Origin of the sequence: Kribbella sp. NPDC050459 (assembly GCF_040655315.1) — a bacterium.
Lineage (GTDB): Bacteria > Actinomycetota > Actinomycetes > Propionibacteriales > Kribbellaceae > Kribbella.
The window spans coordinates 13,274-37,578 of record NZ_JBFAJQ010000009.1 but is presented as its reverse complement, the minus strand read 5'-3'; the positions used below and the strand labels follow the sequence as shown (position 1 = coordinate 37,578).

The 24,305-nt window shown below is 69.8% G+C and carries 26 protein-coding genes; 15 read left to right on the top strand and 11 right to left on the bottom strand.

Annotation, left to right across the window (positions count from 1 at the left end; all coding sequences use genetic code 11):
* Position 1: 1 nt before the first annotated feature.
* The gene (gene sigJ, locus AB0I12_RS26560; protein ID WP_359934495.1) at positions 2-880 is read left to right on the top strand and encodes an RNA polymerase sigma factor SigJ; all 879 of its coding nucleotides are present in this window, start codon (positions 2-4) and stop codon (positions 878-880) included.
* Here the strand turns inward: sigJ and AB0I12_RS26555 are convergent.
* A complete protein-coding gene (locus AB0I12_RS26555) occupies positions 861-1,310 on the bottom strand; it encodes a hypothetical protein (protein ID WP_359934493.1) in 450 nt (149 codons plus the stop codon). The two genes, sigJ and AB0I12_RS26555, sit on opposite strands and share 20 nt — an antisense overlap.
* Positions 1,311-1,398: 88 nt before the next feature.
* Here AB0I12_RS26555 and AB0I12_RS26550 point away from each other — a divergent pair, with 88 nt between their 5' ends.
* Positions 1,399-2,664, top strand: a complete 1,266-nt coding sequence (locus tag AB0I12_RS26550; RefSeq protein WP_359934491.1) for an FAD-binding protein — start codon at positions 1,399-1,401, stop codon at positions 2,662-2,664.
* Between the two features lie 45 nt (positions 2,665-2,709).
* Here AB0I12_RS26550 and AB0I12_RS26545 read toward each other — a convergent pair whose 3' ends face one another.
* Positions 2,710-3,579, bottom strand: a complete 870-nt coding sequence (locus AB0I12_RS26545; RefSeq protein ID WP_359934489.1) for an SH3 domain-containing protein — start codon at positions 3,577-3,579, stop codon at positions 2,710-2,712.
* Positions 3,580-3,917: 338 nt separating this feature from the next.
* Here AB0I12_RS26545 and AB0I12_RS26540 point away from each other — a divergent pair, with 338 nt between their 5' ends.
* The gene (locus tag AB0I12_RS26540; RefSeq protein ID WP_359934487.1) at positions 3,918-4,685 is read left to right on the top strand and encodes an enoyl-CoA hydratase/isomerase family protein; all 768 of its coding nucleotides are present in this window, start codon (positions 3,918-3,920) and stop codon (positions 4,683-4,685) included.
* Here the strand turns inward: AB0I12_RS26540 and AB0I12_RS26535 are convergent.
* The 3 genes from AB0I12_RS26535 to AB0I12_RS26525 form a co-directional block, all read right to left on the bottom strand.
* Positions 4,656-5,018, bottom strand: a complete 363-nt coding sequence (locus tag AB0I12_RS26535; RefSeq protein ID WP_359934485.1) for a YciI family protein — start codon at positions 5,016-5,018, stop codon at positions 4,656-4,658. The two genes, AB0I12_RS26540 and AB0I12_RS26535, sit on opposite strands and share 30 nt — an antisense overlap.
* 83 nt (positions 5,019-5,101) lie before the next feature.
* Positions 5,102-5,257: a DUF6131 family protein gene (locus AB0I12_RS26530; RefSeq protein WP_355693235.1), complete on the bottom strand. Its 156-nt coding sequence runs from the start codon at positions 5,255-5,257 to the stop codon at positions 5,102-5,104.
* Positions 5,239-6,699, bottom strand: coding sequence for an MFS transporter (locus tag AB0I12_RS26525; protein WP_359934483.1), 1,461 nt, complete (start codon positions 6,697-6,699; stop codon positions 5,239-5,241). Before AB0I12_RS26525 ends, AB0I12_RS26530 begins: the two co-directional genes overlap by 19 nt.
* A 181-nt stretch (positions 6,700-6,880) precedes the next feature.
* Here AB0I12_RS26525 and AB0I12_RS26520 point away from each other — a divergent pair, with 181 nt between their 5' ends.
* Genes AB0I12_RS26520 through AB0I12_RS26510 form a run of 3 tightly spaced genes read left to right on the top strand, consistent with a single transcriptional unit; the run spans position 6,881 to position 9,133 of the window.
* A complete protein-coding gene (locus AB0I12_RS26520) occupies positions 6,881-7,234 on the top strand; it encodes a YciI family protein (RefSeq protein WP_359935048.1) in 354 nt (117 codons plus the stop codon).
* Positions 7,231-8,457: a DUF6596 domain-containing protein gene (locus tag AB0I12_RS26515; protein ID WP_359934481.1), complete on the top strand. Its 1,227-nt coding sequence runs from the start codon at positions 7,231-7,233 to the stop codon at positions 8,455-8,457. Before AB0I12_RS26520 ends, AB0I12_RS26515 begins: the two co-directional genes overlap by 4 nt.
* 19 nt (positions 8,458-8,476) lie before the next feature.
* Positions 8,477-9,133: a hypothetical protein gene (locus AB0I12_RS26510; RefSeq protein WP_359934479.1), complete on the top strand. Its 657-nt coding sequence runs from the start codon at positions 8,477-8,479 to the stop codon at positions 9,131-9,133.
* Here the strand turns inward: AB0I12_RS26510 and AB0I12_RS26505 are convergent.
* From AB0I12_RS26505 to AB0I12_RS26495, 3 genes are read right to left on the bottom strand one after another with little or no spacing between them, the layout of a single operon-like run.
* Positions 9,130-9,681 (bottom strand): DUF4240 domain-containing protein, encoded by a 552-nt coding sequence (locus tag AB0I12_RS26505; protein WP_359934477.1) that lies wholly within the window; start codon positions 9,679-9,681, stop codon positions 9,130-9,132. The genes AB0I12_RS26510 and AB0I12_RS26505 overlap by 4 nt on opposite strands.
* A 45-nt stretch (positions 9,682-9,726) precedes the next feature.
* Positions 9,727-10,671: an aldo/keto reductase gene (locus AB0I12_RS26500; RefSeq protein ID WP_359934475.1), complete on the bottom strand. Its 945-nt coding sequence runs from the start codon at positions 10,669-10,671 to the stop codon at positions 9,727-9,729.
* 29 nt (positions 10,672-10,700) lie between these two features.
* The gene (locus AB0I12_RS26495) at positions 10,701-11,504 is read right to left on the bottom strand and encodes an alpha/beta hydrolase (RefSeq protein ID WP_359934473.1); all 804 of its coding nucleotides are present in this window, start codon (positions 11,502-11,504) and stop codon (positions 10,701-10,703) included.
* A 77-nt stretch (positions 11,505-11,581) separates the two neighbouring features.
* Between AB0I12_RS26495 and AB0I12_RS26490 the strand changes: the two genes are divergently transcribed.
* A complete protein-coding gene (locus AB0I12_RS26490; protein ID WP_359934471.1) occupies positions 11,582-12,217 on the top strand; it encodes a TetR/AcrR family transcriptional regulator in 636 nt (211 codons plus the stop codon).
* Here AB0I12_RS26490 and AB0I12_RS26485 read toward each other — a convergent pair.
* Positions 12,205-13,299, bottom strand: a complete 1,095-nt coding sequence (locus tag AB0I12_RS26485) for a lysylphosphatidylglycerol synthase transmembrane domain-containing protein (RefSeq protein WP_359934469.1) — start codon at positions 13,297-13,299, stop codon at positions 12,205-12,207. The genes AB0I12_RS26490 and AB0I12_RS26485 overlap by 13 nt on opposite strands.
* Before the next feature lie 56 nt (positions 13,300-13,355).
* On the bottom strand, positions 13,356-14,432 hold the full coding sequence (locus AB0I12_RS26480) for a LacI family DNA-binding transcriptional regulator (protein ID WP_359934467.1): 1,077 nt from the start codon (positions 14,430-14,432) through the stop codon (positions 13,356-13,358).
* 206 nt (positions 14,433-14,638) lie between these two features.
* Between AB0I12_RS26480 and AB0I12_RS26475 the strand changes: the two genes are divergently transcribed.
* From AB0I12_RS26475 to AB0I12_RS26445, 7 genes are all read left to right on the top strand, one after another.
* The gene (locus tag AB0I12_RS26475; RefSeq protein WP_359934465.1) at positions 14,639-14,968 is read left to right on the top strand and encodes an L-rhamnose mutarotase; all 330 of its coding nucleotides are present in this window, start codon (positions 14,639-14,641) and stop codon (positions 14,966-14,968) included.
* A gap of 2 nt (positions 14,969-14,970) precedes the next feature.
* Complete coding sequence (rhaI, locus tag AB0I12_RS26470; protein ID WP_359934463.1) at positions 14,971-16,134, top strand: L-rhamnose isomerase; 1,164 nt, start codon at positions 14,971-14,973, stop codon at positions 16,132-16,134.
* Positions 16,131-18,170, top strand: a complete 2,040-nt coding sequence (locus tag AB0I12_RS26465; RefSeq protein ID WP_359934461.1) for a bifunctional aldolase/short-chain dehydrogenase — start codon at positions 16,131-16,133, stop codon at positions 18,168-18,170. The genes rhaI and AB0I12_RS26465 overlap by 4 nt, the downstream gene beginning before the upstream one ends.
* A gap of 10 nt (positions 18,171-18,180) precedes the next feature.
* Positions 18,181-19,623, top strand: coding sequence for an L-fucose/L-arabinose isomerase family protein (locus AB0I12_RS26460; RefSeq protein ID WP_359934459.1), 1,443 nt, complete (start codon positions 18,181-18,183; stop codon positions 19,621-19,623).
* Entirely contained in the window at positions 19,620-21,077 is a 1,458-nt protein-coding gene (locus AB0I12_RS26455; protein ID WP_359934458.1) for a rhamnulokinase family protein, read from the top strand. The genes AB0I12_RS26460 and AB0I12_RS26455 overlap by 4 nt, the downstream gene beginning before the upstream one ends.
* Before the next feature lie 5 nt (positions 21,078-21,082).
* Positions 21,083-21,325, top strand: coding sequence for a LuxR C-terminal-related transcriptional regulator (locus AB0I12_RS26450; RefSeq protein ID WP_355693208.1), 243 nt, complete (start codon positions 21,083-21,085; stop codon positions 21,323-21,325).
* Positions 21,326-21,395: 70 nt separating this feature from the next.
* Positions 21,396-21,872 (top strand): hypothetical protein, encoded by a 477-nt coding sequence (locus AB0I12_RS26445; RefSeq protein ID WP_359934455.1) that lies wholly within the window; start codon positions 21,396-21,398, stop codon positions 21,870-21,872.
* Positions 21,873-21,875: 3 nt separating this feature from the next.
* On the opposite strand, the gene ilvA is transcribed toward AB0I12_RS26445, so the two are convergent.
* Positions 21,876-23,156, bottom strand: a complete 1,281-nt coding sequence (gene ilvA / locus AB0I12_RS26440) for a threonine ammonia-lyase IlvA (protein ID WP_359934453.1) — start codon at positions 23,154-23,156, stop codon at positions 21,876-21,878.
* Positions 23,157-23,386: 230 nt separating this feature from the next.
* On the opposite strand from ilvA, the gene AB0I12_RS26435 reads away from it, so the two are divergent.
* The gene (locus AB0I12_RS26435) at positions 23,387-24,268 is read left to right on the top strand and encodes an HIRAN domain-containing protein (protein ID WP_359934451.1); all 882 of its coding nucleotides are present in this window, start codon (positions 23,387-23,389) and stop codon (positions 24,266-24,268) included.
* The last annotated feature ends 37 nt before the right edge of the window (positions 24,269-24,305 follow it).

Sequence of the window (24,305 nt, the reverse complement as noted above, 5' to 3'; positions counted from 1 at the left end):
GGTGAACGAGCATGAGCAGCTGGCGCGGCGGTTCGAGGAGAACCGCGGACACTTACGTGCGGTCGCGTACCGGATGCTCGGGTCGGTGGCCGAGGCCGAGGACGCCGTACAGGAGGCCTGGCTGCGGCTGAGCCGGTCCGACGTGAGCGACGTCGGCAACCTGGCGGGCTGGTTGACCACGGTGGTGTCGCGGGTCTGTCTGGACATGCTGCGCAGCCGTAAGTCGCGGCGGGAGGATTCGCTCGACACCTATGTGCCCGACCCGGTGATCGGCTCCCCGGGACCGGAGGACGAGGCGGTCCAGGCGGATGCGATCGGGCTGGCGCTGCTCGTCGTACTGGAGACGTTGTCGCCGGCTGAGCGACTGGCGTTCGTGCTGCACGACATGTTCGGTGTCGGGTTCGACGAGATCGCCACGATTGTGGACAAGTCGCCGGCCGCGACGCGTCAGCTGGCCAGTCGTGCGCGGCGCCGGGTCCAGGGCGCGCCGGCGAGTGACGGGGACACGGGCCGGCAGCGGGTGATCGTGGAGGCGTTCCTGGCGGCCTCCCGCGGCGGTGACTTCGAGGCGTTGCTGTCGCTGCTGGATCCGGACGTGCTGCTCCGCGCGGACGCGGGTACGGCGAGCGCGGAGTTCGCCGGTCCTGCGGTGTCGAAGCTCGTCCGCGGCGCGAAGGCGGTGGTCGAGCAGGCGCTGATGTTCAGCCGGATGGCGCCGTACACGGAGCCGGCGCTGATCAACGGGCTGCCCGGCGCGATCACCGTCGTCAACGGGCGGCTGATGGGCGTGATGGCGCTGACCGTCACCGACGGCCGGATCACCGAGATCGACATCCTCGCCGATCTCGACCGCCTCGAAGTCATCCCGCTGCCAGCCTGAGGATTCGCCGCGCCTGAGCCTCCGCGGTCCCGGGTAGGTCGGGCGGCTCGTTGTCCAGCCAGGTACGGGCGGCTTGGCCGATCACGCCTGTCGTGTCGGCGAGTGCGGTCAGGCCGGTGCGGGTGCGGTCGACGAGTGCTTGGAGATCGATCTGCTGCAGGCCGTCGTACGGGGCTGACCAGAGCGTCTCGAGGGCGTCGCCGACGGCTGTGGTCTGGGTGAGGGGCGACTGAAGAGGGTGGCCGGGGACGAGCGTCATCGTGATCCACGGGGTGCCGCCTATCGACAAGGCGAGGGGGATCGGGGTCAGGCCGGGAGCTGTTCGGGAGAGGAGGGTCAGGGCGGTCCACTCGCGGGTGGGTTCGTCGCGGGACCACGAGGTGTAGTGCTTGGTGAGGGTGGCGCCGGAGATCTCGACTGAGTGGGTCATCGGGGAAAGTTTGGCGGACCGTGTCGATTCCCGGCGGTCTCCTTCGACGTATGGGCAGGAAGCGGATACGGCGAAGGGGCGGGACCAGATGTCTACGCAGGCGGTTGCAGCGGTTGCCGGCGACGTGGTGGCGGGGCTGTTGGGGGCGGGGTTCAACGGTGTCGTCCGGCTGCCGGGCGAGCCGGAGTACGACGAGCAGCGGCGGTCGGTGATCCCTTCGGTGGACTCCCGCCCGCTGGTGATCGCCGAGGCGTACGCGCGGACCGACGTCCAGGCGGCGGTACGGACCGCTCGCGAGTACGGCCTACCGATCGCCGTGCAGGCGACGGGACACGGCACGCGGGTGCCGGCCGACGGCGGCGTCCTGCTGAAGACGACCCGGATGACCGGCGTACTGATCGACCCGGAGCGCCGGATCGCGAAGGTGGCCCCGGGCGCGCGCTGGGGCGCGGTGCTCGATGCCGCGCGGCAGTTCGGGCTCGCGCCGCTGTCCGGCTCGCACCGTGACGTCGGCGTCACCGGGTACACGCTGGGAGGCGGCGTCGGCTGGCTGGCCCGCAAGTACGGGTTCGCGGCCGACAGTGTGATCCGCGCCGAGGTCGTCACCGCCGACGGCCGGGTGGTCACCGCGAGCGCCGAGCAGCACCCGGACCTGTTCTGGGCGATCCGCGGCGGCACCGGCAACTTCGGCGTCGTGACCTCGCTGGAGTTCCGCCTGTACCCGGTCCGCGAGGTGCACGCCGGCATCGTGTACTACGGCATCGACCGCGCCGCCGCGATCCTGCGCCGGTACCGCGACTGGACCGCCGCCGTCCCCAACGAGCTGAGCACCGCGGTCGTCCTGACCCGCGTCCCCGGCACCGAGCAGCGCGCGGTCGCGATCAAGGTCCTGTACGCCGGTGCCGCCGACCTGGCGGAGCACCTGCTGAAGCCGCTGTTCGAGGTCGCCGGCCCGCGGCTGGCCGGTGAACTGCGGACAATCGAGTACGCCGACGCCGCGATGGGCGGCACGCCCGCTCGGCACCTCGACTTCCTGGACACGCTGACCGACGAGGTGATCGACGAGGTCGCCGGCCTAGAGGACGCGACCGTCGAGATCCGCCACTGGGGCGGCGCGATGGCTCACCCGGGGCCGGGCGCCGGACCGGTCGGGCACCGCGAGGCGCAGTACTCCCTGATCATCGACCGCGAGGTCTCCCTGCCCACCTCGGGCCGGACGTTCGTGAACTTCCTCGGCGACCCGGGCCGCGCGGACACCGCGTACGGCGCGAAGGACCTGCAGCGGCTGCGGGAGGTCAAGCGAGCCTACGACCCGACGAACTTCTTCCACCTGAACGCCAACATCCGCCCATAGAAAAGCGGCCCAGGTCCCCGCCCTGGGCCGCTTTCCTGCGGTAGATCAGACCGTGCCCGTGTTCCCGTAGACGGTCACGTGCACGTGGTCGTAGTGGTTCGCGGTCGTGCTGCCGCGGTCCTCCATCGCGCGCCAGCCTTCGCTGCCGCGCTGGACCGTCCAGATGTGCTGCTGCCAGATCAGCTGGCTGACGCCGAGCTTCTTGTAGTTCGCCTTCAGCCAGTCTGCGACCTCCTGGCCCTCGGCGCCGCTGACCATGATGTCGAGCGCGTGGCCGGTCGAGTGCTCGGAGCCGCTGTCGCCGGACCGCAGACCGCCGTACGACGTGATGTCGGGGAACTTGGCGCAGATCGCGCGGTGCACCCGGATCGCGTCCTGGGTGAGGCCGTCCTCGACGCCGGAGCCGGACGCGCAGGCCGCCTGGGAGATCGAGCCGGAGGTGCTCGCGACCGGCTTCGTGGCGGACAGGTACTGCGCCTTGACCCAGCGGGACTTGCCGTCGCTGACGATCTCGGCGTACAGACCGTCGACCTTGCCGGTGACCGAGACCTTGGTGCCCTTCGGCAGCACGTCCAGCAGGACGCCGGTCAACGGCAGGGTCCAGAGGTTCACGTCGGTGGTGGTGTACTTCGTGCCGGTGATCTTCGGCGGCGCCGCGTTCAGCTCCTGGGCGGCGCGGGTCTTCGCGGCGGTCGGCTTCGGGATCGGCGCCTGCTTCTTCAGGTGCTTGGCCGTCGGGCTCGGCTTCGGCTTGGGCGCCGCGGTCGGAGTCGTCGACGTGATGCTGATCGGCGGCCGCAGGGCGTCCCGGCTGACCGTGGTGTCGCGCGACAGCTGCAGGGACGAGCTGGCGATCGACGGGTCGAGCTGAACGTGATGGCTGGGGAGCGCGGCGGCCGAACCGGTGGCAACCATCGCCACTGCCGCGCCGGGGATCGCAACCTTCGCAAGACCGGGCTGGATCACCTTGGGGCGCGACTGCCGGTGCCGCGCCTGTTTATGTCGTCCTGCAGCCACCTTGAACCCAATCTGCCGAGACCAAACCGTTATCGACCGGAGGAGTCAAGCACACATCGCCGCGCCGGTTCGAATCGGCCCCCACTCTTAACGCATTACGAACATCCACAGGCTGGGCCGCAGCGTGATCCGGCCGCTATCCGGATGTGACCCGTTCGAGATCAAACGCTTGGTGGACAGAACGCGGTGTGATCCATGGCGCGGCGGGGACACGAGGTCTGCGGTTGACTGCGGGCGTGGGATTTCGGATCGAAGGTGGAGCGGTCGCGCGGCTTGTGATCGATCGGGCGCCGAAGCGGAACGCGCTGACCCGGGAGATGTGGGCGGCGCTGCCGGGGCTGCTCGCCGGGCCGGCGGCCGACGACGAGGTCAAGGTGCTGCTGGTGACCGGCGAGGGCGCGAGTTTCTCCGCCGGCGCCGACATCCGCGAGCTGATCTCGGGCGCCGACCCGGCCGATCCGATGGCCGAGCTGCGGGCGTCCAACCTGCAGGCCCAGGCGGCGCTGCGGGAGTTCCCGAAGCCGACGATCGCGGTGATCCGGGGGCACTGCATCGGCGGCGGGCTGGAGATCGCGGTGAACTGCGACTTCCGGTTCGCCGCGCGGGACGCGAGCTTCGGTGTCACGCCGGCCCGGATCGGGGTCGTCTACCCGCCGGCCGCGATCAAGGTCCTGCTCGACCTGGTCGGTCCGGCGACCACGAAGTACCTGCTGTTCAGCGGTGACCTGCTGACCGCGGAACGGGCCGAGGCGAAGGGGCTGGTCGATCAGGTGGCCGACGACCCGATGGCCGCGGCCGAGGCTTTTGCGGACACGCTGGTGTCGCGGTCGCAGCTGACGATCCGCTCGGCGAAGGAGTCGGTCAACGCGCTGCTGGCCGGTCACACCGGGGACGCGGCAGCGGTACGGCGGTATCGCGAGACGATCGCCTGTGGTGAGCTCGCGGAAGGGATCGAGGCCTTCACGCAGAAGCGGTCACCGCAGTTCGTCTGGCATCCCCGCTGAGATCAAGGTGCCGCGCAGCTCGACCCGGTCACCCGCCGCGGCCGAGACCCGGCCGGCGATCCGCTGCGCGTGCGCGTCGTCGGCGGCGTCGATCATGAAGAACCCGGCCAGCTGTTCCTTGGCCTCACCGTACGGGCCGTCGGTGACGACCTGCGCGCCGTCGCGCAGTTGCACGATCCTCGCCTCCGTCGGCGGTCGCAGGCCCTCCGAGCTGACCAGCTCACCGGACTCGGCGAGCTCCCGCTCGAGCCGCATCAAGCGGCCGAGCGCCGCGTCGTCCTGCGCGGTCCAGACCCGGTCGACGTGCCGGAAGATCATCACGACGTACTTCATGAGCCTCACGGTAACCATCCGGACCGACAGAACCCCGCGGATGATCCGCGGGGTTCTGCTCGATCCGGCCTTGGGGTGCCGGATCAGTACCAGTGCCTTCGTCCGCCGACCGCGCGGCCGGTCGCTCCGAGGATCCAGAACACTGCGCCGATCAGCAGCAAGATGACGCCGATCGTCCACAGGATCGAGATGTTGAGGACGAACCCGAGAATCAACAGGATCAGTCCGAGGATGAGCATGGAGCCTCCTTCGCAGGGGGCCGCCGGGCGGAAGTGGCGACCACGGACGTCAGGTGCCCACTCTTCGCGCCGTGAACCTCCAACACTTGTTTGATCAGCGCGCATCCGGCGAAGCCGATCGCGAGGAACACCCACACGCCCGCGAACGCGACCCGGTAACCGTGGGTCAAGGCGATCGGCGTAGTCCCCGACGTACTCGCTGTAGCCACCGCGGAGACAGCCGCGACGCCGACCGCGCCGCCGATCTGGAAGCTGGCGTTCTGCAGACCGGAGGCGACTCCGGCGTCCTCGCCCGCCGCGTCGCTGAGCGAGGCGATCGAGCCGGCGACGGTCCCCGCGCCCAGTCCGGCGCCGAAGATCGTCAGACCCCAGAAGGCCAGCTCGAAGTACCCGGACGTCACCGTGAGCTGGGTCATCAACGTCGTCCCCACTCCCGCGACCACCAAGGAGACGAACGCGACGCGGCGCGGTCCGACGCGTGTGACGAGGTGCTGACCGATCATGGACGCCACGACCGCGGACGCGGCGAGTACGGCGGACATGAGGCCGTAGCGGATCGCAGACGCGCCCAGTGCGAGCTGTGCGTACTGCGTGTAGACGAAGTTGAGCCCGAATGCCGCCAGGCCCCAGCTGATCGTGATGAGGTTGCCGCCGACCAGTGCGCGGGAGCGGAAGATCCGGAGCGGTACGAGCGGTGCGGCAGAGCGCTTCTCGACGACGACGAACAGTACGAAGAGCGCCGCGGCCAGGAGCAGCAGCAGAACAGTCCGGGACACCGATGCCTCCGGCGCCTCGATAACGGCGTACACCAGCACGATGAGCGCGGCAGTGACTGTGACGGCACCGGCCACGTCGAAGCCGCGTCGGCCCGGTCCGCGGCTGTCCAGCAGCAGTATGGGCGCCAGTGCGACGACCAGGACGCAGACCGGCACGTTGATGAAGAAGATCCACTGCCAGCCCAGTCCGTCGGTGACAGGTCCGCCGACGAGCGACCCCGCCGTACCGCCGACGCCGCTGGTCGCGCCCCAGATGCCCAGCGCCTTGTTGCGATCCGGGCCGGACGGGAACGTCGTCATGACGATCGACAACGCGCTGGGTGCGAGTACGGCGGCCGCGGCGCCTTGCAGGCCACGGGCGAGGACCAGTGCGTCACCGCTCCACGCGAACCCGCACAGCAGCGAGGATCCGGCGAACAGCACCAGCCCGGTCATGAACACGCGCCGCCGGCCCAGCAGGTCGGAGATCCGGCCGCCGAGCAGCAGCAGGCCGCCGAACATCAGCGCGTACCCGCTGGGCACCCACTGCACGCCGCCGGTCGAGAAGGTCAGTTCCCGCTCGATCGACGGTACGGCGACGAGCACGATCGAGGCGTCCAGGATGATCATGAACCCGGTCAGACAGAGCAACGCCAGCGCGAACCAGCGCTTCGAATGCGAAACCATCAGCCATCTCCAGTACGGCGGGGACGCCCGGGCTGAGCGTCACTCGCCGGGGACGTCGGCGCCGGCCCGTCGTACTTCGACATTCCGGATCTGTCGAAGTTCGGCGTCGCTGTTTCGACGTACCTGTTGACTGGGGGTCACAGCGGCCCTCGCCGGGGACAGGATGGTGACTGTGAAGTACATGCTGCTGATCTACAGCAACGCCGAGAGCTGGGAGAGCCTGTCGGCCGAGCAGCGCGACGGTCTGAGCCGTGCGCACGAGTCGCTCACGCGGGAGCTGCTGGAGCAGGGCCTGCTGGTCAGTTCGGCCGGACTGGCGGATCCGATCACCACACGGACCGTGCAGGTGCGTGACGAGACCACGACCACCACGGACGGACCGTATGCCGAGGCGAAGGAGCACCTGGCCGGGTTATACCTGGTGGAGTGCGAGGACATCGACCAGGCGATCGGCTACGCGGCACGGATGCCGGACGCGGAGTACGTCGCTGTGGAGGTGCGGCCTGTGATGGACATGTCAGGACTGGAAATGTGAGCGACTTTGAACTGCTGCTGCGGGAGCAGGCGCCGCAGGTGCTCAGTGCGCTGGTCCGCCACTACGGCCACTTCGACCTGGCCGAGGAGGCGGTCCAGGAGGCGCTGCTCGCGGCCACGCAGCAGTGGCCGTCCGAGGGCGTGCCGGACAACCCGCGGGGCTGGCTGATCAGGGTCGGGTCGCGGCGGCTCACCGATCTGCTCCGGAGCGAGTCCGCCCGGCGGCGACGGGAGGAGAACGCGGCGCAGCTCTCGGCGCCGGAGGAGTTCGTCGCCTCCGGCCCGGAGATCGACGATCTGGGCGGCCGGGACGACACGTTGACGCTGCTGTTCCTCTGCTGCCATCCGGCGCTGTCGCCGGCGTCGCAGATCGCGCTGACGTTGCGTGCGGTCGGTGGTCTCACCACGGCGCAGATCGCGGCCGCGTTCCTGGTGCCGGAGGCAACCATGGCGCAGCGGATCAGCCGGGCGAAGCGGAGCATCAAGCAGGCCGGCAGCACGTTCGAGATGCCTCCGGAGGCCGAGCGGGACGAGCGGATGGTCGCCGTACTCCATGTGCTCTACCTGATCTTCAACGAGGGCTACACCGCCTCGTCCGGTACGTCGCTGCACAGCGCGGAGCTGACCACGGAGGCGATCCGGCTTGCCCGTGGCGTGCGGAAGCTGCTGCCGGACGACGGGGAGGTCGCCGGGCTGCTCGCCTTGATGTTGCTGACCGACGCGCGACGGCCGGCCCGGACCGGCGACGACGGGACACTGATCCCGCTGGCCGAGCAGGACCGCTCCCGGTGGAACCGCGCCGCCATCGTCGAGGGCGAGGCGATGGTGAGCGATGCCTTGTCCCGCAGCCAACTCGGCCCGTACCAGGTGCAGGCGGCGATCGCCGCGGTGCATGACACGGCGGAGCGTGCCGAGGACACGGACTGGCGCCAGATCGTCGCGCTGTACGACGTACTGGAGCAGCTGGTCGACAACCCGATGGTGAAGCTCAACCACGCGGTCGCTGTCGGCATGGCGGTCGGCCCGAAGGAGGGCCTCGCCGTACTCGAGCCGCTGGCGTCCGACGACCGCATGAACCACCGGCTGGAAGCCGTCCGCGCACACCTGCTCGAGATGGCTGGTGAGCTGGCCGCTGCGCGCGAGAGCTACCTGCTGGCGGCGCGCCGTACGACGAGCACGCCGGAGCGGAACTACCTGCAGTCGAAGGCGGACCGGCTGACCTGAGGTCGCGTAGGTTGGACGCGTGGACCTCACGAGGGCGTCACTCCTCCGGGAGATGCTGACCGGTACCGAGCTGGGCAGCCGGACCACACAGTTCGGCTATGCGCTGCGACGGTTCACAACCAGGCGCAGCGGGCTGATGCTGTTCGGCCCGGTCGACGAGGAGCCGTGGCACCTGACGGCGCACCTGGACGACGAGTTGCACCGTGCGGGGATCGAGGACATGCGGCCGTCACTGGTCCGCTGGACCCCTCCGCCCGACGCACCACCGCACCTGGCGATCGGACTGGACCGGCTGCGCGACGCAGGGCGTGGTGAGTCGCTCCTGGTGGTGGCCGAGGACTCGCCAGGGGAGACGTTGCTGGAACGGATCAGCGACGTCCGCCGGCGCGGTACGACGATCTTCAGCATCGGCAACGGGCACAGCGAGCTGACATCGCTCAGCCACGAGACGCTCGTACCGGAACTGCTGATCCCGGAGGGCTTCGGCTGGACGAGCCGCGAGCTCTACGACGAACCCCAGGCCGCGGTGACCGAGGTGGAGCCGCAGACCGCGGAGGGCTTCGAGACGGCCCAGCACCTGGTCAGCCTGGCAGCGGCGGACGTGGAGGCCGGACAACCCGGCTGGCGCCGCCGGCTCCGCAACGCCATCGAACGCCTCGGCGGCGAACCGACTTAGACGTTGAGGTACAGCGCGGCCAGCCGGGGCAGGTGAGCTTCCAGGTCGTCCTGGTCGTCGAAGTCGATCTCGGTCCCCGCCGGGACGTCCGGAGTGTCCGGGGCGTCGGCGTCGACCGCCTTCCAGTACGCCGCCTCGTCGCCGGTCACGTTCTTGTAGGCGTGGCTGGCGACGTGCAGCATCCCTTCACCGTCGAAACCCTCGAAGTCCTCCGGCCGGTCCTCGTCCACCACGTCCGCGAGCGAGTCCGGATCGGCCAGCGCGGCGTCCCAGACCTCCCGGCCCTGGGCGACCAGCCAGCCCCGGAACGAGTCGAACCCGTCCTCCGAGGCGCCGGAGTTGACCAGGTATGCCGCGGCCCACAGGTCCCACCGGTACGACTCGACCTGCAACCGTGCGAGCTCGGTCCCGAACCCGACGATCTCCTCGGCCTCCGCCGCACCCAGCACTTTGGTCAACGCGTCCGCAACCCCGTCCGGATCAGCCACGGTGTCATCCACCGAGGCCCGCGCATCCTCGACCAGACCCCAGAACCCATCCCTGTCCACCCTCAAACCATCTCACCGACCCCCGGTCCAGGGGGAGGGCGAGAACTACCAGACCTCGTCGAGTTGGCGGCGCTGGTCGGGGGTGAGGGTGAGGCGGGTGCCGGTCAGGGCGGTGGTCAGGTAGTCGGGGGTGCTGATGCCGACGATCGGGGTGACGGCGGGGGTGCCGCCGGCGAGCCAGGCCAGGACCACTGCGGAGCGGGTGGTGCCGAGGGACTCGGCCAGGTTGGTCAGTGCCTCCAGGCGGCGGGTCGTGCCGGGGTGGTCGAAGGCGGGGTCGATCGGGCGGTCGGTGCGGTTCTCGAAGCCGCCGGACATCAGCGGGCTGTAGGCGAACAGTTGCTGCTCCGGCTTGTTCTCCGCGTAGTCGAGGACCTCGTCGGTGATCCAGCCGAAGCGGTGGTCGTGGATATGGTCGCGGACGAACGGCCGCGGCTGCAGGTACGAGTAGCGCAGCTGCAGCGCGCTCGGCGCCATCACGCCCAGCTGGTTCGCGAGATCGCGCATCCGCTCCACCCGCCAGAGCGCCCAGTTCGACAGGCCGAGGCGGCCGATCGTGCCGGCCGCGGCGTGCTTGCCGAAGGCTGCGACGGTCTCTTCCAGCGGAGCGGTCCGGTCGTCGCGGTGCGCCCAGTACAAGTCGATGTGGTCGACTCCGAGACGACGCAGCGAGGTCTCGAGCGCCGCGTCGATCGCCTTGGCGCCCAAGCCTTCCGAGTGCTCCGGCCAGCTGCCCGGCCAGAGCGGTTCACACCCCACCTTGGTCGCCAGCTTGACCCGGTCCCGGACGCCGGGTCGCTGCGCCAACCATCTCCCGAGCAGCTCCTCACTCTGCCCGCCATGACCGCTCGGGTCCTGCCAGAACGCGTAGCAGTTCGCGGTGTCGATCCACTCACCTCCGGCGTCCACGTACTCGTCCAGCAACCGGAACGACGTCTGCTCGTCGATCCGCGTTCCGTACTCCATTGCTCCCAGTGCGAGATTCAGCATGTTCCAGATCAAACCGGCTGGAGCGCGCTCTAGGTCAAGCCCGCGAATTCCCGCAGCACCGGAGCCAGGGTCGACGCCTCGGTCGCGTGGTTCTCGCCCGGGATCGCCTGCAACGTGGCGGTCGGCAGATGCTCGGCCACGGCCCGGGCGCCGGCGGACAGCGCGGGCCAGGTCTGGTCGCCGTGCAGCACCAGGACCGGCACCTTCACGCCGGCCCACCGGTCGGCCGGCAGCGGGTTGCCCGACATGGTGGTCCCCATGATGCGGCCGTCGTACGAGATCGTGTGCGCGATCTCCTCGACCGGCGCCCAGTACGGCGACTGCTTCATCCCCGGGATCGCCTCGGCGGGCATCATCGCGGCCGCGGTCATGAAGAGCTCGGCGGCCTTGTCCCGCCGCCCCTCGGCGACGAACGCGTCGAGCTGCTCGACGTAGTCGGACGGCAGCGGCGGCCGGACGTCGTCGACGACGACCGGCGGCTCGAACAGCGCCAGCCCGGCGATCGGCAGCCCGGCGGCCGCGGCGTCCAGCGCCAGCAGGCTGCCCGACGACCAGCCGAACACGATGGCGGGCTGCCCCGCGTCCTCGATCAGCGCGGCGATGTCCTCGATCTCCCGCTGGATCGCGTACGGCGCGGTGTCGCCGCTCCCGCCGCGGCCGCGCCGGTCGTACACGTACGTCCGGAAGCTGTCGCTCAGCAGCTTCCCGACCTCGTCGTTGATCGGGTTCACGGCCCGGTGCGCCGTCGCGCCGTCGACCAGGATCAGCGGTCTGCCCTCGCCGTACGCCTCGAAGGCGATCGCGGTGCCGTCGGCCGATGTCACGGTGCTCATGGTGGTTCTCCTCGCTCTGCAGAAACTAGACCGTACAGTACTCTGCAGAGAACTGGACTGTCTAGTATGATTTCGGGATGGAACAGGTGGAGAGCGAAGGCCGGACGCCCCGCAAGCGCCGCGCGATCCTGGCCGCGGCGACCGAGGTGTTCCTGCAGCACGGGTACCTCGGCGCGAGCATGGACGAGGTCGCGGCGAAGGCCGGCGTCTCCAAACAGACCGTGTACAAGCAGTTCGAGAACAAGGAGCGCCTGTTCACCGAGATCGTCCTCGGCACCAGCGACCAGCTGATCGACGGCCTCCAGCAGGCGTACGCCGAGACGCTCGAAGGCGCCGCCGATGCCCGCGAGGCCCTGCGGGCGCTGGCGTATCGGCTGCTCCAGAGCCTCACGGCCGACGGCGTGCTCCAGCTCCGCCGGCTGGTGATCGCGGAGGCGGACCGCTTCCCCGAGGTGTGCGGCGCGTGGTTCACCAGCGGCTTCGAGAAGTCGCTCGAGGCGCTGGGGCAGGCGTTACACCGGCTGAGCGAGCGCGGTCTGCTGCGTGAGCTCGACGACCCGACGCTGGCGGCGTACCAGTTCGCCGGGCTGGTGATGTACAAGCCGATGAACCGAGCGATGTTCGCGGGCACCCGGCAACGGCCCAAGCCCGGTGAGCTGGAAGGTCTCGCCGACCGCGCGGTCGACGTCTTCCTGGCGGCCTACGGCGCCTGACCCTCCTCGTCTTCCGTGACGGGAGGCGGCGTCTGGGCTCTCGATGGATCGGTGACGTGCCGATGGATCCTCCAGCCCGTCCAGGCCAGCAGTCCCACCGGGATCGGCAGCCAGAAGGAGACGAGCCGGTACAGGAGCGTCCCGATGAGTGCGGTGTCCGCGCTGACCCCGATCAGGACCAGCAGCGCGGTGAGACCCGCGTCGACGAAGCCGAGACCGCCCGGCGTGATCGGGATCATGGCGAGGGCCTGGGCTACGACATAGGCCATCAGCACCTCGGACGGGCGGGCGTGCGCATCGAGGGCCACCAGCGCGGCCACGAGTGCGGCGTAGTCGAACATGCGGTTCGCGGCGGCCGCGAAGGCCGCGGCCCACCAGTGGCCGTCGAAGGCGGCGGCAACCCGGTTCCGCTGCGTGACCAGCAGAGCGGAGCAGCTGTCGGGGGTCACACTGCGCTTGACCACGTGGATGATGCGACCAGCCACACGACCGATCCACACGAGGAACCGGTGCCACTTGAGCGCGGTGAGCCCGAGGCCGACGATCACGATCGCCATGATCAGCGAGACCAGGAGGCCGAGCTCGAGCTGCCTGGCCGGCGGTGGACCGATCAGCAGGGCGGGGATCGTGAGGAGCGGTAACAGCAGCAGCACGGCGGTGGTGATCAGGCCCATCGCGGTCAGCGCGGAAGCGACGACGCCGGCCGGCTCACCGGCTTGGATCAGGAGTCTGGCTTGGAGGACTCCGCCGGTGGCAGGGCCGCCCGGGACGACCTTCGCGGCAGCGTTGCCCGCCAGTTGCGCTGTCGCGATCGTGCCCCAACCCACGGGGACCGGTGGTGGCTCCTGGTCCCCGGCAGGGCGGGCCATGGCCAGCCTGGCGAGCCACCACAAGGCGGCGAAACTGCAGGCCTCCAGTACTGCGAGGACCGGGAACCACCACGGTTCGATATCCGCCAGGCGCGGCCAGGTCCCGAAGAGGGACAGCAGGCTCGGTGCCACGATGTAGAGCCCGGCACCGGTGATCGCCAGGCCGACCGCGCGGCCGCCCCATCGCCGTACCAAGCCCCCAGCGAAGCGCATGTCTCACCCCGCACAAAGATCCCCTCGCCTCGCCACCATACCGCGAGGTGCTGAGCTCAGAGGGTGCCTCGGGTCGAGGTCCGGACGACGAGCTCGGGGGTGAAGGTGACCCGCTGGTGCTCGTGGTCCGGGTTCGACGACTCGTCCAGCAGCAGCTCGGCTGCCGTCCGGCCGAGCAGTTGCCGAGGCTGGCGCACCGATGTCAGCGGTACGGCGGCCGCCTCCGCGAACTCGATGTCGTCGTACCCGACGATCGCGAGGTCCTCGGGCACGCGCAGTCCCAGACTGACGCACTGCTGCAGCAATCCCAACGCCAGCAGGTCGTTCGCGCAGAACGCCGCGGTCGGGCGGCGATCCGCCGGGAGGCCGGCGAGTCGTTGCCCCGCGCCCCTGCCTTCGGCGACGGTGAGGGCGCCGGTGGTCAGCTCGATCAGGTTCGACAGCGGCTTGCCGGCGGTCCGCAGTGCGCGCCGCGCGCCCTCGCGGCGGTCGACGACCTGACCGATCGTGTTCGGCCCGCCGACGTACGCGATCCGCTCGTGGCCGAGCTCGAGCAGATGCGAGATCGCCAGCTCGCCGCCGAGGATGTCGTTCACCGCGACCGAGCAGTGCTCCGCGTCGTCGAGTGTCCGGTCGACCACGACCACCGGCGTACCGCGCGACGGCAGCTTGCGCAGGCGGGACGAGTTCTGGTCGATCGGCGTGATCAGGATGCCCTGGACGCGTTGCTGCTCGAGCAAGTCCAGGTACGCCGCCTCGCGGTCCGCGTCCTCGCTGCTGGTGCAGAGGAACACCGAGAGCCCGGCCGCCTGCGCCGCCTCCTCGACACCCTTCGCGACGTCGGTGAAGAACGGGTTGCCGGCGTCGAGCATCAGGTACGCCAGGATCCGGCTCGAACCGGCGCGCAACTGACGGGCCGACTCGTTGCGGACGAAACCGAGCGAGGCCATCGCCGCCTCGACCTTGGCCCGGGTGAGCGGGCTGACCACCTCGGGGCGGTTCAGCACGTTCGAGACGGTGCCGAGCGAGACCCCGGCGGCCGCCGCCACCGCTTTCACGCCGGCCGCGTGCGGCTTCGGGGCGCGCCGGCGGCGGGTGCGCTCGGGCAGGGCTTCCGCATCGTCCACGGACACGAAACCTCCCGGCGCACTTGAAACGTGTTAGCTGCCGAAGGATACCCGCTTCCCGCCGGATCTCCGTGGCGGCAGTCCGGGATCGGTCGCGAAAGCTGGTCAGACTCTTGACGCCCACCCGCACCCGCGCATAGCGTCGTGGGGCGCTCTTGAAACCTTTCATCCTCGTCTGCGCAGTCCCGACCGCCCTACGTACAGGTGCCGCCGTGAATCGTTACTGCTTCTGCCTGCAGGTCCGGCCCGACCGGCTCGACGAGTACGTCGAGCGGCACCGCGACGTCTGGCCCGACATGCAGGCCGCGCTCCGGGACTCCGGCTGGCACAACTACTCGCTGTTCCTCCGCGACGACGGTCTGCTGATCGGGTACGTCGAGTCCGAGGACCTGGACGCGGCGCAGAAGGCGATGGCGGCCACCGAGGTGAACGCCCGGTGGCAGGCGGAGATGACCGAATTCTTCACCGGGATCGACGGCCGGCCGCCCGACGAGTCCTTCCTGCTGCTCCCCGAGATCTTCCACTTGAAAGAAGAGGACTGACCATGACGACCGATGCCGTAAGGGCCGCCCTGAGCCGCCAGGAGATCGAACTGCCGTCGTGGGCGTTCGGCAACTCGGGCACCCGGTTCAAGGTCTTCACCCAGCCCGGCGTACCGCGGTCGCCGGAGGAGAAGATCGCGGACGCGGCCGTCGTCCACAAGTACACCGGGGTGGCGCCGAGCGTCGCGCTGCACATCCCCTGGGACAAGGTCGACGACTACGCCGAGCTGGCGGCGTACGCCAAGGAGCAGGGCGTCCGGCTCGGGGCGATCAACAGCAACGTGTTCCAGGACGACGACTACAAGCTCGGCAGCGTCACCAACCCGGACCCGGCGGTCCGCCGGAAGGCCACCGACCACCTGCTCGAGTGCGTCGACATCATGGATGCCACCGGGTCCCGCGACCTGAAGCTGTGGTTCTCCGACGGCACCAACTACCCGGGCCAGGACGACATCCAGGACCGCCAGGACCGGCTCGCCACCGCCTTGAAGGAGGTGTACGACCGGCTCGGCGACGACCAGCGGATGCTGCTCGAGTACAAGCTGTTCGAGCCGGCCTTCTACACCACGGACGTGCCGGACTGGGGTACGTCGTACGCGCACTGTCTCGAACTGGGGCCGAAGGCAACGGTCTGTATCGACACCGGGCACCACGCGCCGGGGACGAACATCGAGTTCATCGTGGCGTTCCTGCTCCGCACGAAGAAGCTCGGCGCGTTCGACTTCAACAGCCGGTTCTACGCCGACGACGACCTGATGGTCGGCGCCGCGGACCCGTTCCAGCTGTTCCGGATCATGAACGAGATCGTCCGCGGCGACGCGCTCGACCCGGACCGCGGGATCGCGTTCATGCTCGACCAGTGCCACAACATCGAGGAGAAGATCCCCGCGATCATCCGCTCGGTGATGAACGTCCAGGAAGCCACCGCGAAGGCGCTCCTGGTGGACCGCGACGTACTGCGCGCCGCCCAGCAGGCGGGCGACGTACTCGGTGCGAACGCGGCGCTGATGGACGCGTACAACACCGACGTCCGGCCGCTGCTCGCCGACCTGCGCGAGTCCCAGGGGCTGGATCCCGACCCGGTCGCGGCCTACAAGCGCAGCGGCTACTTCGAGCAGATCACCAAGGACCGCGTCGGCGGTCAGCAGGCCGGATGGGGAGCATGAGAGTGAGCGACACTGCAGCCGAACTCGTTGCGCGTAGCAACCGACTGGGTGCCGATCCGCGCAACACCAACTACGCGGGCGGAAACACGTCCGCCAAGGGGACGGCGACCGATCCGGTGACCCAGAACCCTGTCGACCTGGTGTGGGTCAAGGGTTCCGGTGGTGATCTCGGGACGTTGACGGCAGCAGGCCTCGCCGTGCTGCGGCTCGACCGGCTGAACGCGCTGGTCGACACCTATCCGGGTGTCGAGCGTGAGGACGAGATGGTCGCCGCGTTCGACTACTGCCTGCACGGCAAGGGCGGTGCGGCGCCGTCGATCGACACCGCGATGCACGGACTGGTCGATGCCCCTCATGTCGACCACCTGCACCCGGACTCCGGGATCGCGCTGGCGACCGCGGCCGACGGCGAGAAGCTCACCGCGGAGTGCTTCGGCGATCGCGTCGTGTGGGTGCCGTGGCGGCGGCCCGGCTTCCAGCTCGGGCTGGACATCGCCGCGGTCAAGCGCGACAACCCGCAGGCGATCGGCTGCGTCCTGGGCGGCCACGGCATCACGGCGTGGGGCAACACGTCCGAGGAGTGCGAGGCCAACTCCCTCGACATCATCCGTACGGCGGAGCGCTTCCTCGCCGACCGTGGCGCCGCTGAGCCGTTCGGCGCCGTGGTCGCCGGATTCGAGCCGCTCGACCCGGCGGAGCGGCAGCTGAAGGCAGCCGCGCTGGCACCGGTGATCCGCGGGCTGGCGTCGACGGACAAACCGCAGGTCGGCCACTTCAACGACTCCGACGTCGTGCTCGAGTTCACCGCCCGCGAGAAGCTGGCCGAGCTGGCCGCGCTCGGGACGTCCTGCCCGGACCACTTCCTGCGGACGAAGGTACGCCCGCTGGTGCTGGACCTGCCGGCGAATGCGCCGCTCGAGGACGCGGTCGCGCGGCTGAAGGAGCTGCACGCGGCGTACCGCGAGGACTATGCGGCGTACTACGACCGGCACGCCGAGGCGGACAGCCCGGCGATGCGCGGTGCGGATCCGGCGATCGTGCTGGTGCCGGGGGTCGGGATGTTCAGCTTCGGCAAGGACAAGCAGACCGCGCGGGTGGCCGGCGAGTTCTACGTGAACGCGATCAACGTGATGCGCGGTGCCGAGGCAGTGTCGACGTACGCGCCGATCGACGAGCGGGAGAAGTTCCGGATCGAGTACTGGGCGCTCGAAGAGGCGAAGCTGCAGCGGATGCCGAAGCCGAAGCCGCTGGCCACCCGGGTCGCCTTCGTCACCGGGGGCGGCTCGGGGATCGGCAAGGCGATCGCCCAGCGGCTCGCCGCGGAAGGCGCCTGCGTCGTGGTCGCGGACCTGGATCTCGCGGCCGCCGAGGCGGTGGCGAAGGAGATCGGGTCGTCCGACGTGGCGGTTGCGGTCGGTGCGGACGTGTCGTCGGCGGACGCGGTCGAGGCGGCGTTGCGGCAGGCGGTGCTGGCCTTCGGCGGCGTCGACCTGATCGTCAACAACGCGGGTCTGTCGATCTCGAAGTCGCTGCTGGACACCACCGAACGGGACTGGGACCTGCAGCACGACGTGATGGCCAAGGGCTCGTTCCTGGTGTCGCGGGCCGCCGCAAAGGTGCTGATCGACCAGGGCATGGGCGGCGACATCGTCTACATCTCCAGCAAGAACTCGGTGTTCGCCGGGCCGAACAACGTCGCCTACGGATCGGCCAAGGCGGATCAGGCGCATCAGGTCCGGCTGCTCGCGGCCGAGCTCGGCGAGTACGGGGTCAGGGTCAACGGCGTGAACCCCGACGGCGTCGTCCGCGGCTCCGGGATCTTCGCGGGCGGCTGGGGCGCGAAGCGGGCCGCGGTGTACGGCGTACCGGAGGAGGAGCTCGGTGCGTACTACGCGCAGCGGACCCTGCTCAAGCGGGAGGTGCTGCCGGAGAACGTCGCGGCCGCGGTGTTCGCGCTGACCGGCGGCGACCTGACGCACACGACCGGTCTGCATGTGCCCGTCGACGCCGGCGTGGCTGCCGCCTTCCTGCGTTAGGAGTTGCCGGATGACCGAGCCCGCCGCCCACCAAGGTCTGCAACGGATCACGCCACGCCGGACCCGGATCGGTCTGGTCGCCGGCGGGCTGGGCGCGTACTGGCCGCAGTTCCCGGACCTGCTGCCACAGTTGCAGGCGTCCGCGCGGCGGGTGTCCGAGCGGTTGGCGGCGCTCGACTGCGAGGTGGTCGACGTCGGGTTCATCTCCGACGCGCAGGAGGGCGCGGCGGCCGCCGAGAAGCTGCGGGTGGCCGACTGCGACCTGATCGTCGGCTTCCTCACGACGTACATGACGGCGTCGATGCTGGTGCCGGTCGCGCAGCGCAGCGGCGCGCCGGTGTTGCTGCTGAACTTGCAGCCGACGGAGGCGATGGATCATGCCTCGTTCGACACCGGCGCCTGGCTGGCGTACTGCGGGGCGTGCCCGCTGCCCGAGATGGCGAACGCGTTCGAGCGGTGCGGGATCGACTTCCGCTCGGTCTCGGGATACCTCGAGGACGAGCGGGCCTGGGTGCGGATCGACCGGTGGATCCGCGCCGCCGGTGTGCGGGCGGCGTTGCGGCACGGACGGCACGGCCTGCTCGGCCACCTGTATCCGGGCATGATGGACGTCGTCACCGACCCGACCCTGGTGTCCGCGCAGCTCGGCGGGCATGTGGAGATCCTGGAGATCGACGACCTGCGGGTGCGAGTCGAGCAGGTTACGGAGACGGAGACGTCCGCCCGGATGGGGCTGGCGGGTGAGCTCTTCGAGCTCGACGACTCGGTGAAGCTCGAGGACTTCCGGTGGGGCGCGACGGTGTCGGTCGCGCTGGACCGGCTGGTCGAGGACTTCGCCCTCGACTCGCTGGCCTACTACCACCGCGGGCTGGACGGCGAGACGCACGAGCGGATCGCGGCCGGGATGATCCTCGGCGCCTCGTTGCTGACGGCAAGGGGTGTGCCGGCGGCCGGCGAGTACGAGCTGCGGACGTCGCTGGCGATGCTCGTGATGGACCGGCTCGGCGCGGGCGGGTCGTTCACCGAACTGCAGGCGCTGAACTTCCGCGACAACGTGGTCGAGATGGGCCACGACGGGCCTGCGCACCTGGCGATCTCGGCGCGGAAGCCGTTGCTGCGCGGGCTCGGCGTGTACCACGGGAAGCGCGGGTGGGGCGTGTCGGTGGAGTTCGACGTACAGCAGGGTCCGGTGACGTTGTGCGGGCTGGGCCAGCGGCGGGACGGGTCGTTCAACCTGATCGCTTCCGAGGGCACCGTCGTACCGGGACCGCTGCTGCAGATCGGGAACACGACGTCGCGGGTCGACTTCGGGTGCGATCCCGGCGAATGGACCGACGCGTGGTCGGCGTCCGGGGTCGCGCACCACTGGGCGCTCGGGACGGGCCACCGCGCCGCGGATCTGGCCGCGGTCGCCGATCTCCTGCACCTCGACCTCACGGTGGTCGCGCCGTGAAGCGGGTCGCCGCGGTGGACCTGGGCGCGTCGAGCGGGCGGGTGATGCTCGGCTCGGTCGGTCCTGAGGTGCTCGAGTTACGCGAGCTGAACCGCTTCTGGAACGGCCCGGTGCGCGTCCACGGCACCCTCCACTGGGACCTCCTTCACCTGTACCGCTCCGTACTGGACGGCCTCCACCTCGCCGGCCGGATCGACAGCGTCGGCATCGATTCCTGGGCCGTGGACTACGGCCTGCTCGACGCCTCCGGTCGCCTGTTGGGCAACCCCGTCCACTACCGCGACTCCCGCACCGACGGCGTGCTGGAGCAAGTCCTCTCGACGATCTCCGCCGCTGAGTTGTACGCCGTGACCGGGCTGCAGCAGCTGCCCTTCAACACCATCTACCAACTCGCTGCCGAGGAACTGCCGGCCGACGCTGCCACCTTGCTGATGATCCCGGACCTGCTGGCGTACTGGCTGACCGGAGAGATCGGGGTCGAGCGGACCAACGCATCAACTACCCAGCTGTACGACGTGTCGGGCCGGGACTGGAGCGATGAGCTGATCTCGCGGGTGCCTGCTCGGGTCGGGGGTGCGCGTTCGGGTGGCGGCTTGCCGCGGCGGGTGTTTCCGCGGCTGTGGGAGCCCGGTGACGTGATCGGGACCGCGTTGCCGGACGAAACTGGGCTGGCGCCGGGGATTCCGGTGGTTGCCGTGGGATCGCATGACACGGCATCTGCTGTGGTCGCGGTGCCTGCCGCGGACGATCGGTTCGCGTACATCTCGTCCGGGACGTGGTCGCTCGTCGGGCTCGAGCTCGACGCGCCGGTGCTGACGGATGCGGCGCGGGAGGCCAACTTCACCAACGAAGGCGGCGTGGACGGGCGGATCCGGTTCCTGCGCAACGTGATGGGGCTGTGGATCCTGCAGGAATGCCAGCGGGTCTGGGGTGACGACGACCTCGCCGGTCTGCTGCGGGACGCCGCCGACGCGCCGCCGTTCGCCGTACTGATCGATCCGGACGCGCCCGAGTTCCTTGCCCCGGGCAACATGCCGGCGCGGATCGAGGAGCACTGCCGGGCCACTGGGCAGGACGCGCCGCGGTCCCGCGGGGCGGTGGTCCGCTGCATCCTGGAGAGCCTCGCCCTCGCGTATCGCCGTACCCTGCGGTCCGCGCTGACGATCGCGGACCGGGACGTCGACGTCCTGCACGTGATCGGCGGCGGATCGCAGAACGAACTGCTCTGCCAGCTCACCGCCGACGCCTGCGGCGTCCCCGTGCTCGCCGGACCGGTCGAGGCCTCCGCGCTGGGCAACGTCCTCGTCCAAGCTCGCGCCCTCGGCGAGCCCTTCCCGGACCTGCGCGCGATGCGCGCCCTGGTCCGGTCCACCCATTCTCTGCGGCGCTACGCCCCGCAGGGCAAACCGGCCGACTGGGACGCCGCCGAGTCCCGGCTTTTCGGAACCAGGTGATCAGTATGACCGTCCTCTCCCAGGAATTCCGACCGCTCGCCCGGAGGGTGCCGCCGCGCGAGATCAGTCATGACGACCTGCAACTGCTGCGGCTGCTGGCCACCGGGCTGCCGGTGGACGGCGTCGCCCGCCGGCTCGAGTTGTCCGAGCGGACCGTGCGCCGGCGGACCCGCTTGATCTGCGACCGGCTCGGCTTCAGCACCGCGATCGAAGCCATCGTCTGGGCGGCGCGCCGCGGCCTGGTCTGAGTACACACGGCGTTAGGCGGCGACGGCTCCGGGTACCGGAGGTTCTGATCATCGAGCCTAGGGAGGACCGATGGACGGAATGACTGTTGTCTGGATCGTCGTCGCAGCCGCCGTGCTGGTCATCGTGATCGCACTGATCGCGGGTGCGATGTCGAAGCGCCGCAGTGAACGTCAGCGGCAGGAGGCCTACGAGCACGAGCAGCAGGCCAGGTCGAGCGCGATGCACGCCGAGCGGCAGCAGGCCGCGGCCGACGAGGTCGACGCCAGGGCGCGTAAGGCGCAGGCGATCGCCGACGAGAAGGCCGCCGAGGCACGCCGCCTGTCCGCCGGGGCGAGCGAGCGGCGCGACGCAGCCGCCGGTGCCCGCAGGGAGGCCGACGAGCACCGCGACGAGGCCCAGAACCTGTGGCCGGACGACAACACCGACGGCACCATGAGCCGCGACGGCAAGGCCGGTGCCATGGACGAGCAGCCGGTTCGCGACGAGAGCTGGGACGACGGGACGCATCCGCACGATCCGCGGCATCCGAAGCACTCCGAGCACTGACGCTCAGATCAGGTACCGGAACTCGGGGGAGTTCGGGTTGATGCGCTCGATGTCGAGTGGGGCGGCCTCCATCCGCGACAGCAGCAGCGGGAGGTCGTCCCGGCTGCTGATCTCGATGCCCACCAGGGCGACACCGGTCTCGCGGTTGTTGCGCTTCACGTACTCGAACAGCGTGATGTCGTCGTCCGGCCCGAGCGTCTCGTCGAGGAACGCCCGCAGCGCACCCGGCTCCTGTGGGAACGTCACCAGGAAGTAGTGCTTCAGCCCTTCGTACACGAGCGATCGCTCGAGGATCTCGCCGTACCGGCTGACATCGTTGTTCCCGCCGGACAGCAGACACACCACGGTCTCGCCCGGGCGGACGTCGAGACCGTTGCCCAGGGCACTTGTCGACAAAGCGCCCGCGGGCTCGGCGATCAGTCCGTCGGTCTGGTAGAGCGCGAGCATCTCCGAGCAGACGAGCCCCTCGGGCACCGACAGCAGCTCCACACCGGCGTCTCGCACCAGCGGGAGCGTCACGTCGCCGACGCGGCGCACGGCGGCGCCGTCGACGAAACTGTCCAAGTGCGGCAACGTGACAGGCTTGCCGGCCGCGAGCGCCGCCGCCATACTCGCCGCACCACCCGGCTCCACGCCGACGATGCGTACGCCGGGATGCCGCTCGGCGATCCACGTTGCAACCCCTGCAACGAGACCGCCGCCACCGACCGGGACCACGAGCACGTCGGGGGCGTGGCCGAGCTGCTCCACCAGCTCGACGGCGACAGTCCCTTGTCCCGCAACGGTTCTCGGGTCGTCGAACGCCGGCACCATCGTCGCGCCGGTCGCCGACGCCTCCGCGATCGCCGCGGCCGCCGCGTCGTCGTACGTGTCGCCGGTGACGATCACCTGGATCTGCTTGCCGCCGAGCGCCGCGATCCGGTCCCGCTTCTGGCGCGGCGTCGTCCGCGGCACGTACACCTTGCCGTGCACGCCGAGGATGTGGCACGAATACGCCAGCCCCTGACCATGATTGCCTGCACTCGCACACACCACGCCCGCGGCCTTGGCGGTGTCGTCGAGTTGCGCGATCAGGTTGTACGCACCGCGAAGCTTGTAGGAACGCCCGATCTGCAGGTCCTCCCGCTTCAGCCAGACCTGCGCCCCGGTGCGCTCGGAGAGGCGGAGGTTGCGCTGCAACGGTGTACGGACGGCGACGCCGTCCAAGCGCTTGATGGCGGCCTCGATCGCTTCGGCGTCAACAGTCGATACTGTCGATCGAGCCACTGAACTACTGCCCTGCATGGTGTTCCTTCCCGTGCATTTGCACGATCTTCGCCGATTCGCTCGCTGCACAAGACGATTCGCGTCCACAGTCCGGACCGGCGGATACCTTTGCGTATCAGACTCTTGCACCATGCGTGAAACGGCTCTTCACTGGGCATCTTAGTTTTCATACGCTCACTGGGTGTAACGGCCAGGCCCCTGAGAGAGATGAGCAGGGTAGAAGCCGGTCAGTGAGGACTGGAGGGCACATGGAACTGATTCCGTTCAGTCTGTGGGGCGACGCTTTGTGGTGCGGTCAGGAAGTCGTGCGGGAGGCCCCGCACGAGCAGGCGATCCGTAGCCTGTTCCCGGATCCCATCCCGGCGCGCGGCGCAGATCTGGACACCGAGGCGGATCTCGTCCCGGAACCGCACAACCGTTTCGACCCGCGGTCGATCGCCGTCCGGGTGCAGGGCAAGGTTGTCGGCTATCTGCCGAGGGACGACGCGCACCGGTACCACCCGGTGCTGTCAGAACTGGTGGCGCAAGGCCTGCAACCGCAGGTGCCGTGCCACCTGTGGGTCAGCGAGTGGACGGCGGCGAACTGGGAGGGAGCGGACGCCGGCGGCAACGGACCCCAGGGCACCGAGTTCCACGCCAGCGTCGCGGTCGCGCTCGGGCAGCCGCACATGCTGGTGCCGGTGAACCTGCCTCCGCCGGGCAGTTTCCACCTGCTACCGGCCGGGAGCGGCATCGTGGTGCCGGGCAGCGAGGTGCATCCCGACATCCTGGCGCCGTTCTTCCGCGCGGAAGGCGAGTGCTGGGCGTACGCCACCATGCACGCGATCGAGGAGGAGGACACCATCCAGGACCGGCACCGGATCGTGGTCGAGGTCCGGCTCGACGACGAACCCGTCGGCCGGCTGAGCGCACGGCTGAGCGCCGAGTTCCTGCCGGCGATCCACTATCTCACCGACATGCGCGCCGAGACCGCCGCCCGGGTCACCGTCCGCGGGGATCGGACCGCATCGGAGGTGATTCTCTACGCGGCGCGGAGTCACGACCTCCCGGCCACCTGGCCGGACGGGCTGACTCGCTCCCCAGTCGCGTCCCCGCAATGGCACTACTGGGCGACGAAAGAAGCCAACTAGGCGGCTGCGCAGTACTGACCATGCCTCACCAGGCCGG

Excerpts from the sequence above, each read along its gene's own strand:
- AB0I12_RS26550 (WP_359934491.1), top strand. The coding sequence starts at position 1,399 with ATGTCTACGCAGGCGGTTGCAGCGGTTGCCGGCGACGTGGTGGCGGGG.
- AB0I12_RS26490 (WP_359934471.1), top strand. The coding sequence starts at position 11,582 with ATGGAACAGGTGGAGAGCGAAGGCCGGACGCCCCGCAAGCGCCGCGCG.
- AB0I12_RS26530 (WP_355693235.1), bottom strand. The coding sequence starts at position 5,257 with ATGCTCATCCTCGGACTGATCCTGTTGATTCTCGGGTTCGTCCTCAAC.
- AB0I12_RS26450 (WP_355693208.1), top strand. The coding sequence starts at position 21,083 with ATGACCGTCCTCTCCCAGGAATTCCGACCGCTCGCCCGGAGGGTGCCG.
- AB0I12_RS26445 (WP_359934455.1), top strand. The coding sequence starts at position 21,396 with ATGGACGGAATGACTGTTGTCTGGATCGTCGTCGCAGCCGCCGTGCTG.
- AB0I12_RS26465 (WP_359934461.1), top strand. The coding sequence starts at position 16,131 with ATGAGAGTGAGCGACACTGCAGCCGAACTCGTTGCGCGTAGCAACCGA.
- AB0I12_RS26545 (WP_359934489.1), bottom strand. The coding sequence starts at position 3,579 with ATGGTTGCCACCGGTTCGGCCGCCGCGCTCCCCAGCCATCACGTTCAG.
- AB0I12_RS26500 (WP_359934475.1), bottom strand. The coding sequence starts at position 10,671 with ATGCTGAATCTCGCACTGGGAGCAATGGAGTACGGAACGCGGATCGAC.
- rhaI (WP_359934463.1), top strand. The coding sequence starts at position 14,971 with ATGACGACCGATGCCGTAAGGGCCGCCCTGAGCCGCCAGGAGATCGAA.
- AB0I12_RS26485 (WP_359934469.1), bottom strand. The coding sequence starts at position 13,299 with ATGCGCTTCGCTGGGGGCTTGGTACGGCGATGGGGCGGCCGCGCGGTC.
- AB0I12_RS26435 (WP_359934451.1), top strand. The coding sequence starts at position 23,387 with ATGGAACTGATTCCGTTCAGTCTGTGGGGCGACGCTTTGTGGTGCGGT.
- AB0I12_RS26460 (WP_359934459.1), top strand. The coding sequence starts at position 18,181 with ATGACCGAGCCCGCCGCCCACCAAGGTCTGCAACGGATCACGCCACGC.
- AB0I12_RS26535 (WP_359934485.1), bottom strand. The coding sequence starts at position 5,018 with ATGAAGTACGTCGTGATGATCTTCCGGCACGTCGACCGGGTCTGGACC.
- AB0I12_RS26555 (WP_359934493.1), bottom strand. The coding sequence starts at position 1,310 with ATGACCCACTCAGTCGAGATCTCCGGCGCCACCCTCACCAAGCACTAC.
- AB0I12_RS26525 (WP_359934483.1), bottom strand. The coding sequence starts at position 6,699 with ATGGTTTCGCATTCGAAGCGCTGGTTCGCGCTGGCGTTGCTCTGTCTG.
- AB0I12_RS26520 (WP_359935048.1), top strand. The coding sequence starts at position 6,881 with ATGCTGCTGATCTACAGCAACGCCGAGAGCTGGGAGAGCCTGTCGGCC.
- ilvA (WP_359934453.1), bottom strand. The coding sequence starts at position 23,156 with ATGCAGGGCAGTAGTTCAGTGGCTCGATCGACAGTATCGACTGTTGAC.
- AB0I12_RS26495 (WP_359934473.1), bottom strand. The coding sequence starts at position 11,504 with ATGAGCACCGTGACATCGGCCGACGGCACCGCGATCGCCTTCGAGGCG.